The 12132-nt window shown below is 66.3% G+C and carries 9 protein-coding genes; 5 read left to right on the top strand and 4 right to left on the bottom strand.

Translation table 11 applies throughout. The annotated features are described in order from the left end of the window. The first annotated feature begins 54 nt into the window (after nucleotides 1–54). The 3 genes from ATJ93_RS13625 (at nucleotide 55) to ATJ93_RS13615 (ending at nucleotide 2972) form a co-directional block, all read left to right on the top strand. Nucleotides 55–930, top strand: a complete 876-nt coding sequence (locus ATJ93_RS13625; RefSeq protein ID WP_120245150.1) for a bacteriorhodopsin — start codon at nucleotides 55–57, stop codon at nucleotides 928–930. Between the two features lie 208 nt (nucleotides 931–1138). After that, complete coding sequence (locus tag ATJ93_RS13620; protein ID WP_120245149.1) at nucleotides 1139–1921, top strand: lycopene cyclase domain-containing protein; 783 nt, start codon at nucleotides 1139–1141, stop codon at nucleotides 1919–1921. Next, nucleotides 1911–2972 carry a Brp/Blh family beta-carotene 15,15'-dioxygenase gene (locus tag ATJ93_RS13615; protein ID WP_120245148.1) on the top strand — a complete coding sequence of 354 codons (1062 nt, stop codon included), beginning with the start codon at nucleotides 1911–1913 and terminating at the stop codon, nucleotides 2970–2972. The genes ATJ93_RS13620 and ATJ93_RS13615 overlap by 11 nt, the downstream gene beginning before the upstream one ends. 291 nt (nucleotides 2973–3263) lie before the next feature. On the opposite strand, the gene ATJ93_RS13610 is transcribed toward ATJ93_RS13615, so the two are convergent. Further along, entirely contained in the window at nucleotides 3264–5141 is a 1878-nt protein-coding gene (locus ATJ93_RS13610) for a PINc/VapC family ATPase (protein WP_120245147.1), read from the bottom strand. 197 nt (nucleotides 5142–5338) lie between these two features. Here ATJ93_RS13610 and ATJ93_RS13605 point away from each other — a divergent pair, with 197 nt between their 5' ends. Continuing rightward, nucleotides 5339–6979: a globin-coupled sensor protein gene (locus ATJ93_RS13605; protein WP_120245146.1), complete on the top strand. Its 1641-nt coding sequence runs from the start codon at nucleotides 5339–5341 to the stop codon at nucleotides 6977–6979. A gap of 79 nt (nucleotides 6980–7058) precedes the next feature. On the opposite strand, the gene ATJ93_RS13600 is transcribed toward ATJ93_RS13605, so the two are convergent. Beyond that, a complete protein-coding gene (locus ATJ93_RS13600) occupies nucleotides 7059–7880 on the bottom strand; it encodes a helix-turn-helix transcriptional regulator (RefSeq protein WP_120245145.1) in 822 nt (273 codons plus the stop codon). A gap of 482 nt (nucleotides 7881–8362) precedes the next feature. Beyond that, a complete protein-coding gene (locus ATJ93_RS13595; RefSeq protein WP_170155572.1) occupies nucleotides 8363–10402 on the bottom strand; it encodes an ATP-binding protein in 2040 nt (679 codons plus the stop codon). Between the two features lie 314 nt (nucleotides 10403–10716). On the opposite strand from ATJ93_RS13595, the gene ATJ93_RS13590 reads away from it, so the two are divergent. Beyond that, on the top strand, nucleotides 10717–11799 hold the full coding sequence (locus ATJ93_RS13590; RefSeq protein WP_120245143.1) for a M20 family metallopeptidase: 1083 nt from the start codon (nucleotides 10717–10719) through the stop codon (nucleotides 11797–11799). A 12-nt stretch (nucleotides 11800–11811) separates the two neighbouring features. Here the strand turns inward: ATJ93_RS13590 and ATJ93_RS13585 are convergent, their stop codons facing one another. Then, on the bottom strand, nucleotides 11812–12099 hold the full coding sequence (locus ATJ93_RS13585) for a zinc ribbon domain-containing protein (protein WP_120245142.1): 288 nt from the start codon (nucleotides 12097–12099) through the stop codon (nucleotides 11812–11814). Nucleotides 12100–12132: the final 33 nt, after the last annotated feature.

The raw sequence follows: 12132 nt of genomic DNA, 5'->3' as shown, positions 1-12132 counted from the left end.
CGGATCACCGCGGACACTCGTTTATGTGTCGCGGTAGTGAAGCGATTCCCGTCCATGCAGTCAGCGATCGACCTCGGTTTCCGGGTCCAGAGCGCCGTCCTGCAAAACGGGGCGACGGATCGGGAACTATTCGAGTACGTCTTCGGCGGTGACAACACGCTCCTCGCGCTGTCGTTCGTCCTCAACATCGCCCTTGCCGGCCTCACCATCCTCGGGATCGCCTACCTCGGTCGGAACCTGACGGACCCGCGATCGACGGCGATTGCGATTGCGCTGATGTTGATCTCGGTCGTTTCCATCTCGAGTTACACCGGCCTCGCATCGGGGCTGACGCTGGGTGTTACCGAGATGCCGCCCGGTCACCCGGCCGCGGGGGCGACGACGGCAGGTCAGGACGGCGTCCTGACGATGTGGGGCCGCTACCTCACGTGGACGTTCTCGACCCCGTTTATCCTGATCGCCCTCGGGATGATCGCCGGGTCCAACTGGACGAAAATTCTTACGACCTGTACGTTCACGATCGCGATGTGCCTCACCGGGCTGGCTGCGGCACTGACCACGTCCTCGCTGGTGCTCCGCTGGTGGTGGTTCGCGCTCAGTTCAGTTTTCTTCTTCGTCATCGTCTACGTCATCCTCGTCGACTGGACCGCCGAGGCGGCGGCGACGGGAACGGCCGACCTGTTCCGGACGCTCAAGTTTCTCACCGTCGTCGGCTGGTTCGGGTACCCGATTCTCTGGGCGCTCGGGGTCGAAGGGGTCGCCGTCCTGAGCGTCACCGTCACCTCCTGGGGGTACAGCGTTCTCGACATCATCACGAAGTACATCGTGACGTTCGTCGCTATGCGCTACGTCGTCGCCGAACCGGAGACGATCACCGGCGGCGCAGACTACGGCGCCAGCATCCCCGGCTTCGTCCCGGGCGACGACTGACGAATCGCTCATGCTCGGTCCGCGTTCGAGCTGATCCGGTCCGTAGCGCCCTACTCCGGCCGTTTCGAACGGCTTCGACCGTTGCCCGTCGATGTTTCGGGTCGAACCTAACTAGTATGGATGCTGCCCTATTCTGCTGGCGCTCGTACTTTCGCTCGTGGAGATTCCGGTTCCCACCGGAGCACCGCCGGCGCACGCCGCCCCGTCCATGGCCATTGCGCTCACGTACTTCGGCATACACCTCGTCTTTCTGCTGCCGCCAATCCTGATTCTGGGGTGGTTCGCGTTCCGGCGCGGCCGCGCCTGGTGGGGCGTCCGTCCGCTCTCCGGGCTCGCGCTCATGATCGTCCTCGCCGTCGTCTACACGACGCCGTTCACGAACCACCTTATTCCCCGGGGCGTCTGGTGGTACGGTCGCAGTGCGGTTCTCGCTACCGTTTGGCACACGCCGATCGAGGAGTACCTCTTTTTCGTCCTCCAACCGATTCTCACTGCCCTCTGGTTGTTTCAGGTCGGAACAGTCGTCGATCGACCGCTGACGATCCCCCTCGCGCATCGACTGGTCGGCGTCGCCGGCGGCCTGGCGATCGTCGCCGCCGGGGCCGCGTTGATCGGTGACGCTGCGACGTACTACCTCGGCTGGCTGTTCGTCTGGGCCGGACCGATCCTCGCGATTCAGTGGGGGTTCGGCCTGTCGTACCTGTGGGACCTTCGCCGAACGGTGCTGGTCGCGATCGCCGTCCCGACGTTGTACCTCTGGATCGTCGACCGCATCGCGATCGAACTCGGCGTCTGGATCATTTCCGACGCCCACACGACCGGGTACGCGCTGCTCGGACTTCCGATCGAGGAGGCGTTATTCTTCCTCTTGACCAACGTTTTCATCGTCCAAGGGCTCGTCATGTACATGTGGGTCCTCGATCGGATCGACGACCGTCTGGTGCGGGCCGGCATGTCGAACCGGTTCGTGACGAGTTCCGATGAGTCGTGACGCAATCGCTCGGCGTGCCGACGGCCGAGCGGCCGCCGCGGGGCGACGGGTCGCCGCTCGAGTGAGCCTCGGCGCCGGCTCGCTGCTCCTCGTTGCGATCGTGACGACGGTCCTCGGTGGGTCGCCGCCGCTCGCGGCCCAGTACGTGCCGCTAGCGCTCAGCGTCGTCGTCCTCGGACTCCCTCACGGCGCCGTCGATCACCTCGTCGTGCCGCGGGCTCGAGGCGACCCCGTCACGCGCCGCTCGCTCGCGTTCGTCGGCGGCCTCTATCTCCTCCTCGGTAGCGCCTACGCCGCCGGCTGGTTCCTCGCCCCCGTCGCTGCGTTCGTCCTGTTCATCCTCGTGACGCTCGTCCACTGGGGCCAGGGCGACGTCTACGCGCTGCTCGCGTTCGTCGGTGCGTCGCACCTCGAGACGCGGGCCAGCCGACTGCTCGCGCTCGTCGTCCGCGGCGGCCTCCCGATGCTCGTTCCGTTGATCGCGTTTCCCGAGCAGTACGCCTTCGTCGCGGGAACGCTCGTCGGCTTGTTCGATCCCGGTGCGGCGGCCGCACTCGAGCCGGCGTTCGCTCGGCCGGTGCGGACGGCCGTCGCGATCGGCTTCGGCTCGCTGGTCGCGCTTTCGCTTGGCCTGGGCTTCGGTCGAGCGGAATCGGACGGTCGGGGCCCGTGGCTGGTCGACGCCGCGGAGACGGTCGGCCTGATCGTCTACTTCGCGACCGTGCCGCCGATACTCGCGATCGGGCTCTATTTCTGTTTCTGGCACTCCCTTCGGCACATCCTCCGGACGATGCTCGTCGATCCCGTCGCCGGGACGGCGCTCGAGCGCGGAGCGATCGACACCGCGATTCGGCGCTTCGCCCGCGACGCAGCGCCGCTGACCGCGGGCGGACTGCTCGTGTTCGTCGCGATCGGACTCGCCGTCCCGCGAACGCCTGCAACCGTTCCCGATCTCCTCGCGCTCTATCTGGTGACGATCGCCGTCCTGACGCTGCCGCACGTGGTCGTCGTCACGCTGCTCGATCGGATACAAGGCGTCTGGACACCCTAGTGCGTCGCCGCTCCCGGCCGTAGTCGGGTCGTTGGGGAGCCGTCGCTCCGTCGCGGTTCCGTTCCCATCCGACACTGTCGGTCGGGTCGTCTGTCGTCGCGTTCGCGCACTGTGACCCCGTCTCGATCGTTTCTCCGGTCGATCGCCTGTTCGAGTTTCTCGGCGATCCCACCCCTCGAGACACTAGATCACCAGCCGTTTTTCTCGTCGCGTCACCCGCTCGTTGCTCCTCCAAAACAGCTCCGGGAAAAGGTGTCGCTCGTTCGCTTCGTTCGCTCGCGGTCCGACCGCCTACGACGGGACGACTGTAATCGGATCCTTTCGGTCGATTGCCTGCTCGAGTTCGTCCGCGATCGCGCTCCCTCGAGAGACCTGGATCTCCCCGCCGCGGCTCACCGTGGCGGTAAAGAGGTAGTCGCCGCCGGCCTGGACCTCGACGGTCTCGCCGTGGTTGCCGTCGACGGGAATAACGATGTGGCGGGAGGTGACCTCGGGGGTGACCATCTGGCCCGCGGCCTGGCCGCCACCGCCGTCGCTGCTCGCGTTGGCGCTGCCGGCGCCCGCGCCGTAGTTGGGGTTCTCGTCGTGGGTGCGGACGTCGATATCGATCCCCAGCCGGTTCTCGATGTCGGTGATTCGACCGCCGCCTTTCCCGATGACGCTCGAGATGTCGTCTTCCTCGACGTAGACGACCGCGCGGTCCTGGCTCTTGAGTAGGACGTCGACGTAGCCGCGAGCGACCGAGCGGATCTCTCGTTCGATCTCCTGTTTGGCGATTCGGTCGACGCCGGACTCGCTGCCGGGGCCGCCCTCCTCGTCTTTGAGCGGGACGGTGACGACCTGGCGGTTGAACGTGTAAATCTCGTACTCGGGCTCGCCGGTCTCGAAGTTCGTGACCTGGATGACCGGGCGAGCGAGGTCCTCCTCGGTGAGACCCGCGGGGACCTTGACCTCGGTCTTGACGTCGTAGACGGTGTTGACCTCCCCGGCCTCGATGTAGACGACCGTGTCGACGACCTGGGGAATCATCCCGAGTTCGACGCGGCCGACGAGGCGCTGGAGGGCGTCGATCGGTCGCGTCGCGTGGACGACGCCGATCATTCCGACGCCCGCGAGCCGCATGTCCGCGAAGACCTCGAAGTCGTCGGTCTTGCGGACCTCGTCGTAGATGGTGTAGTCGGGGCGGACCATCAGCAGGGCGTCCGCGGTCTTTGCCATCTCGCCGCCCAGTTCCGTGTACTGGGTGATCTCGGGGCCGACCTGCAGGTCGCGGGGCTTCTCCATCGTCTTGACCGAGTAGTTGTGATCGGAGATGAAGCGAGCCACCGCCTGCGCGAAGGTCGATTTACCCGCTCCGGGGGCGCCCGAAATCAGGACGCCGCGCTGGCGCTCGAGCAGCCGTTCTTTGAGTTCGTCGGCGTTCTCGTAGTCCTCGATGTCGGTCTGGGCGATGGGCCGGACGGCGGTGATCTCGATGCCGTCCGAGAAGGGGGGCCGGCCGATCGCGATGCGGTAGTCGCGGAACTGGACGATCTTCATGCCCGGTTCGGAGAGCTCGAGGAAGCCCTCGGGGGACTCCTTGGCGGCGTCGATGACCTCGCGGGCGTACTCGTCCATGGTCTCCTCGTCGAGCGGCTCGTCGGCGATCGGCATGTACTGCATCTCGCCGAGTTCGCCCCGCTTGGCCATCGGGACGGCGCCCGTCTTGAGGTGGACGCTCATCGTCTGGTCGTCGAAGTAGTTCTCGACGGTGAGCGTCCCCACGTCGACCTCGCGTACCTCGGGGGAGAGGTGCTCGACGTCGAGTCCCTTGGCTTGGGCGACTTCGGCCTGAACGATGTCGCTGGTGAGGAAGGTCGCGTCGAGGTCCTCCGCGAGGTCGCGGATCAGGGCGTCGATCTCGCCCTCGGAGGCGTGGCCCCGCTCGATGGCGTTTGGCCGCTCACCGACGTACTCGAGGTCGATGACGCCCTCGTCGGCCAGGTCGGCGAGTCGCTGGAGTTCCTCTAAGCCGTCCCAGCCGGTCTCGATGCCGTCGTTGGCCTGCGCCTCGAGTTCCGCGACGACGGCTTCGGGTACCGAAATCGTCGCTCCCTCGAACTGCCCGTCTTCAATCGTCGCCGAGACGCGGCCGTCGATGACCACGCTCGTGTCCGGCACGACGTTCATGTCGTACGGTTCGCCCTTCGCAGGTAAAAGGGTGCGGGACGCGCCGTCTCGGATCACGTCATCGGGTCCTGTGCGGGTCAACCGGTCCGTACGACGGCCACCGCTTGGCCGACCGCGATCGTTCGCCGTCATCGAGAATTCCTACCGTTCGAGAACTGGATTAACGACTTAAGTGACAGATCGAACATGTTCTGGCCATGGATCCCGACGAGACGTTCGGACGTGGCGGACTGAACGGGTTCGTCGATGTCGACGAACTCGTCGCCGACCTCGGTCTCGACGAATCGGAGATTGCCTGGCGAAAGGATTTCATCGGTTTCGACGAGGCGGACGCAAAGCGGCTCGCCGACCTCGAGCCACTGTTGCGCGATAACAAGAACGAGATCGCCGACGACTTCTACGACAAATTGCTCACGTATGACCAGACGCGAGCCGTTATCGATTGGTCACCGAAGGGGATCGACGCGCTGAAAGAGACCCAGAGTGCCTATCTCGTCTCGCTAGCGACCGGTGAGTACGACCGCGACTACTTCGCGAACCGCGCTCGGATCGGCAAACTTCACGAACTGCTCGATATGCCGCTGAAACACTACGTCGGCCAGTACGGCGTCTACTACGAGCTACTGCTGGATCGACTCAACGAACGAATCCAGCAGCAGGTCGTCGACGCTGTCGAGGAGTGGGCGACGGACCGTGACGACGAGACGGGACGTGGTCTTGAAGGCCTCGCCGACGCGTTGGGCTTTGGAGCTGGCTCGGCAGCCGACGACCCGGCCCTTGACGCGTCGTTCGAATCGACGCTCAGGGATGCGATCGACGACGGCATGCAGGATATCCTCGCGCTGCTCCGGATCATCAATCTCGATACGCAGATCGCCGTGGAGACCTACGTCGACTCGTATGCACAGCGTCTCGAGCGGTCGATCGACCGGCGACACCGGCTTGAGCAGCAGGTAGACAAAGACGTACAGCGTCCCCTTGACGAACTCCACGAGGCCAGCGAGGCAGTCGCGGAGCAGGCGGAAGCGATCAGCCAGTACGGCGACGAGCAAGCGACCGCAGTCACCCATGCCGGTGGGGATCTCGACGAAATTAGCGCCGCCGTCGAGGAGATTGCCAGTGCAGCGGATGACGTCAGTGCCGAGAGCGACCGCACCGAACGGCTCGCGGCCGACGGTGTCGATGCCGCCGACGATGCGCTGTCGGACCTTGAGGCGATCGAGTCGGCGACCGAACGGGCGGCGTCAGCAGCCGATGATCTCGCGACACGAACTGAGGAGATCGACGCGATTCTCGAGCGACTCGACGATCTCGCCGACCGAACAACGATGCTCGCGACGAACGCGAAGATCGAATCCTCGCGGTCCGGAGCCGAAGAACAGACGCTTGTCGTGATCGCCAACGAGGTGCGCTCGTTCGCCGAGCGGACCAAGACAGACATCGCAGACATCGAAGACGCCGTCGAGGCCATTCGCGAGGATGCAGTGACAACGGTCGAAGCGACCGAGCAGGCAGCCGACCGCGTCGATACCGGTGCGGATGCGATCCGAGATACCGTCGACTCGCTCGAGGCAATCCACGACGCTGCAGAAACGACCGCTACGGGCATCGACGACGTTGCAGCGGCGACCGAACGGCAGGCCCGGAGCGTTGAGGCGACGGCCGATCAGGTCGACGACCTCTCTGAGACGGCGGATCGCCTCGCCGAGACAGCAGAATCGTTGGCGGCGGCAAGCCAGGAACAGACCGCGAGCCTGCAAACGGTCCGCGAGGCGGTCGCACGGCTCACCGAGGAAGAACATTCGCGAGAGCCGCCGGTTTACGAACAACTCGCGTAACCGTCTCGAGCCGGTCGCATTGAGGGCGGTGCGCGGTCGGCCACCACCGTCCGAGGCACTATCGACGACGCCGTCGAGTTCAGCCGCTGTCGCTATCGAGGCCGTTAGCAGCGCTCCCGTCCCCGTCCCCGTCCCTGGCGCCGGTGGCTTCGATGCCGACCTGACGCGCCCGGCTGCGATGTCCCTCGTAGACGTCGACGACCCAGTCGCGAAACGCCGCCTCGTCGCTCTCGATACACGCGACGAACGCGCCGTCGTCGTAGAGGCCGACGAACGCCCGCTCGTCGGTCAGCGTCACGCCGAACTCGAGCGGTTCCTCGTGCACGTAGAGCGTGAACTGACCCCCAGCCACCGGCTGGTCCGGCGGCGGTGCCGCCTCGAGCACCGACTGCGGCGTAAGCAGTTCCGTCTCGACGCCCGCCTCGAGGAGGTCGCGGTGAACTTCGATGAGCAGTTCGCTGAAGACGGGCAGAATCCCGCGAATTTCGTCGGTCGTCGCCTCGCTCATCGCGCGTCGGTAGTGGCTGATCGGCTCGTGTGGGTTGTTCGATTCGGCGACCGAAACGGTCGCCTCGGTCAGCACGAGCGGATCGAACCCGTCGTCGATGGCCGCGAGCCCGTCGATCACGTCCGCGTGCGACTCGAGGACGTCGAGTCGATCGAGATACGTCGCCGTCGCTTCACAGACGCGGTCGCCGAGCGGGGTAAGCTCGTAGCGCCCGTCGACTTTGTGAATCCACCCGAGCTCGCAACACCGGTTCAGGTGGCGCTGGACGGTCACCCGCGAGATCGAAAGCGCGTCGGTGAGTGTCTGCGTGTCCGCGGGGGCCGCCCGGAGTTCTCGAAGCACCTCGAGTCGGTGCGGGGACGAGAACAGCTGTTTCCCCCAGTCGTAACCCATTGGGTACGGTCTGGTATACACAGGGTATTATTGCTTCTGGTTATGTGAGGGAAGTAACCAATCTGCGACAGCTGCCACTCCGCGATATCCGCCCCGGTCGCTGCCGGTCCGGAACGCAGGCACGTTCGCGTCGTGTTCGATTCCCGGTCGAGATACAGCCGTTGAACGCCCGTTCATTCGATAAGGTAAGGGCCGTCTTCGGCAAACTCTGGCTTGCGCCGCGGTAGGCGCCACTCGTCGACACCACGATCCAGCGGTCACCGACCGCATGTCGGTGGTTGTCGCGTGCCTCTGACAGCGACCGGCGTTCGAGACCGCCCGGCTCGAACGCCACCCTCGAGCTTCGTCGAGAGCGACACGGCCAGCGAGATCGTCCATTCGAATTGGTCCGCTGACGCTCGGGGGACTCCGTTTTCGGCGCGCTACTGGTTGCCGGCCGTCCAGCGCAGCAAGCGGCCACTCGAACATTCACACTCCCCTCCTCAGTCGTCCGCCGACTCGACTGCGAGGTCGACGACCGAAACGTCCTCGAACTGCGCCGTACACGGATGACCCGCGACGACGCTGCAGACGGCCAGCCCGGCGTAGACCGGCCCCGTCCGGTCGATCGGGCGCTGATCGATCGGCACCCACCGCTGCCCGTCCTGCGAGACGAAACACGTCGCGGTTCCCTCGAGCAGATCGACGCGGAACCACTCCGAGCGCTCGGCTTCCCTGAGTTGCTGGCTGATCCCCTCCTCCCCGCGGCGGGTACGCCAGAGCATCTCCGTGCCAAAGCCCGGCGTGGCGCCGACGTAGCCGTACGATGCGTCCTCCGTGAGCTCGTCCCTGACCATCACGCCCGCCTTGCTGAACGGATCGACGCCCTCGATGTCGACGACGCGAGCGCGGATGCTAACCGGCCCCTCGACGACCGTGTGGACGAAATAAAAGTCGTTCCAGTGGCGCCAGATGTTGGCGCCGTCGGCGGTGACGGCCCACCGGTTCCGCGCCGGATCGTACTCGGCGCCACAGTCTCCCTCCAAGGTGCCGACGGCAGTTTCCGCATCGAGCCCGAGCCCTGGATCCTTGCGGACGTCTTCACGGTCGTCAGCTGTCGGCTCCCGGATCAGCGGACAGTTCGTGATCTCGAACCGGGCGCCGCCTTCCGGACTGCGGCCGATCTCGAGGGTCCAGCCCCGCTGGTTGCAGACGTCCGCGACGAGCGTGAGGCCCATCCCGTCTCCCTCCGACGCGGTGGTGTAGCCGGCCTCGAGGACGGCCTCGCGTTCGGATTCCGGGATGCCGGGGCCCGTATCCTCGACGTAGAACCCGTCCTCGAGCGGCCCGATGCGAACGGTGACGTCGGGTTCGCCGTGGGTCAGCGCGTTCTTGAACAGGTTCTCGAAGACCGGGCGCAGCGTCTCCGTTCCGGTCGCCGTTCGAGCCGACGGCGGGAACTCGTTTTCCAGCGTCGCCGCGTCGGTTCGAAGGACGGTCCAGACGTCCTCGACGAGGTCCTCGAGCGTGCGGGTCCGCTCGGCCGGGTCGCCGGCCTCGTCCGTCGCGATGGATTCCAGGTCGTTCAGAACCTCCTCGATCCGCTCGAGCGCCGTCGCCGCGTGTGCGAGAGACTCCCCGTCGCCGGTTTTGCGGCCGAGTTCGAGGTGGCCGCTCGCGACCTGCAGCGGGTTCTTGAGTTCGTGGCGAACGTTCGACGCGAACCGGTCGAACCGGTCGCGAAGCGCCTCGAGTTCCGTTGCTTGATGTTTGAGTGCGGTGATGTCGAACGTGATGCCGACGAGCCCCTTCGTCGTCCCGTCGTCGTCGGTCCACGGGACCTTCGTCGTTCGCACCACGTGGGCGGTCCTGTCGGTGCCGTACCGTTCGTCCTTCTCGTAGATCGGTTCGCCAGTTTCGATCACTCGCAGGTCGTCCTCGTAAGCCGCGCGGGCGGTTTCGGGGTCGTTATCGCCGTAAACGTCGAGGTCCGTCTTTCCGAGCGAGTCGGCCGCGTCCGCGCTGTCGGGGACGTTCGCCGCGCGGAGGTACCGAGCCTGGTCGTCCTTGACGTAGATATTCACGCCGAGATCCTCGAGCACGGTGGTGAACGCGTCGCTCTCGGCGGCGGCCACCCGACGCCGGTCGTAGGTCTCGATCGCGTCGTCGACGGCGTCCCGGAGTTCCGCGAGCGGATCTGCTCCCGTATAATAGCCGGCCGCGCCGGCGTTGAGCGCCCGCCGAACGGCGTCGGGATCGGGCGCGTCCTCTGCGACGTAGAACACGACCGGCAGGTCCACGCTGTACTCGCGGACCGCGCGGCAGCACTCGAGGCCCGTCGCGTCTGTCCCCGACAGGGAGCGGGCGGTGACGACACAGCCGACGTCGTCGCGGTCCTCGAGGCACTCGAGCGCGTCCGCAGGCGTATCGACGACGATGAGGTCCGTTGCGATTCCCTCGAGCAGCGCTTCCCGGGCGCGAGCCGACCGTACCGACTCACCGACGCCGACGACGGCGGTTGGTTCCTCGCACGGAACGCTCATCGGTGCACCTCCGCAGTCGTCGTGGCCGCCGCGGTCGTGATAGTAGCCCCCGTGGCCGCCGTAACGGACCGTCGCTGGCTCCGCACGTGTGGGTTCGCGTGCGTTCCGGTCATCGGCGGTCGAGTCGTACGTACTCGGCGGCGAGACCGGACGCTCGCGGCGGCGTTTCCTCGCTATTCGGACCGTCTGCCCCATCCCGTCTCACTGCCATCAGTTTCGGATAATGTCTCACGGGCTACCTAATTAGCATTACTGGCCTCGATCGGCTGTATCGACGCACTCACAGGGGTGGGCCGCCTCGTTCACACCACGTCATGACTGGGACGGTCGCCGAACTGACCCGCGAACTGGTCGCCGTGCCGAGCCACGAGGACGAAACCGCCGTCGGCGACGACATCGAGGCCTGGCTCCGCCGTGAAACCGCGGCCGACGTCACTCGAGACGCGGTCGGCAACGTGATCGCCCGCAAGGGCGCGGGAGACCGGTCGGTCGCGCTGGTCGGCCACCACGACGTCGTCGAGCCCGACGATTCGCAACTCGAGACGGACCGCGAGTACGCCGTCGAGGAGCGCGACGGTCGCCTCTACGGCCGCGGGACGGCCGACATGAAGGGAGCCGTCGCGGCAGCCATGCTCGCCTTCCGCGATGCTGACCCGACCGGTGAACTCGTCTTCGCGAGTTTCGTCGGCGAGGAGATCGGCGGCGTCGGCGCGCGCCACGCCATCGACCAGGGGTTCGCCCCCGACTACGCCGTCGTCGGGGAGGGCTCGACCGGCTACTCGAGCCCGGGTACGACGGACGTCGCCGTCGCGCACAAGGGCCGCCGCGCCAGCACGATCACCGCACGCGGCACCGCGGCCCACGCGAGCGAAGCCGACGCGGGCGAGAACGCCGTCTACCGCGCGACCGACGCCGTCGATATCGTCCGCGACCTCGAGCCGCCGGCCGTCGACGTGGCGGGCGAGACGCTCGCGGGCAGCGTCGTCGTCACCGAGATCGAAGGCGGCACGGCGTGGAACGTCGTCCCCGCCCGCTGCGAGGTGACGATCGACGAGCGGACGGTGCCCGGCGAGCGGGCCGCCCTCGAGCGCGTCGAAGACGTCGACGGCGTCGAGTGGACGGTCGATCAGGACCTACCGCCGATGCGCTGTGACGACCGCGCGTTCGCAGACACCGTACTCGAGGCGGCGGATACGGCACAGGCCGGCTCGCCGGAACTGGTTACGAAACCCCACGCGACCGACGCGGGGTGGCTCTCGGCCGCCGGGACGGAGTGCGTGATCTGCGGCGCGGCCGAGCCCGGCGAGGCCCACACTGCCGACGAGAGCGTCTCGATCGACGTGCTCGAGCGGTGTGAAGAGACCTATCGGCAGGTCGCCGAATCTTGGCCGCGATAAGCGGGCGGGCCGCTACTCGGTGGACTCTCCGTCCTTCGGGTCGTCGGTTGCGGACGGGTCAGGAGTCGACTCTGAACCTGAATCTGAACTCGAGCTCGAGTCGGTATCAGCGTCTTCGGCCGTCGAACTCGCTTGGCGCTCGACGATCGCGTCGCTGCCACACGCCGGACACTCCTCGCGGGCTGTGTAGAAGCGCTCGCCGCAGTCCGTACAGGCGTAAGCTGCGTCCTCGTCGGCCGCCTGTTTCGCTTCGTGCGTAAACTCTCCAACTTTCCGACCCAGATTCTCGAAGAAACCCATCGATCGTGTCGAATGACGGGGTCGCATCGGATA

The sequence above is a fragment of the Halopiger aswanensis genome (assembly GCF_003610195.1).
GTDB classification, from domain to species: Archaea; Halobacteriota; Halobacteria; order Halobacteriales; family Natrialbaceae; genus Halopiger; species Halopiger aswanensis.
Note: the sequence above shows the minus strand (reverse complement) of the source record. Positions and strands in the feature narration are given on the sequence as shown.

Bases quoted from the DNA above. Each gene is read 5' to 3' on its own strand.
- ATJ93_RS13625 (WP_120245150.1), top strand. From the start codon at position 55: ATGCAGTCAGCGATCGACCTCGGTTTCCGGGTCCAGAGCGCCGTCCTG.
- ATJ93_RS13620 (WP_120245149.1), top strand. From the start codon at position 1,139: ATGGCCATTGCGCTCACGTACTTCGGCATACACCTCGTCTTTCTGCTG.
- ATJ93_RS13615 (WP_120245148.1), top strand. From the start codon at position 1,911: ATGAGTCGTGACGCAATCGCTCGGCGTGCCGACGGCCGAGCGGCCGCC.
- ATJ93_RS13610 (WP_120245147.1), bottom strand. From the start codon at position 5,141: ATGAACGTCGTGCCGGACACGAGCGTGGTCATCGACGGCCGCGTCTCG.
- ATJ93_RS13605 (WP_120245146.1), top strand. From the start codon at position 5,339: ATGGATCCCGACGAGACGTTCGGACGTGGCGGACTGAACGGGTTCGTC.
- ATJ93_RS13600 (WP_120245145.1), bottom strand. From the start codon at position 7,880: ATGGGTTACGACTGGGGGAAACAGCTGTTCTCGTCCCCGCACCGACTC.
- ATJ93_RS13595 (WP_170155572.1), bottom strand. From the start codon at position 10,402: ATGAGCGTTCCGTGCGAGGAACCAACCGCCGTCGTCGGCGTCGGTGAG.
- ATJ93_RS13590 (WP_120245143.1), top strand. From the start codon at position 10,717: ATGACTGGGACGGTCGCCGAACTGACCCGCGAACTGGTCGCCGTGCCG.
- ATJ93_RS13585 (WP_120245142.1), bottom strand. From the start codon at position 12,099: ATGGGTTTCTTCGAGAATCTGGGTCGGAAAGTTGGAGAGTTTACGCAC.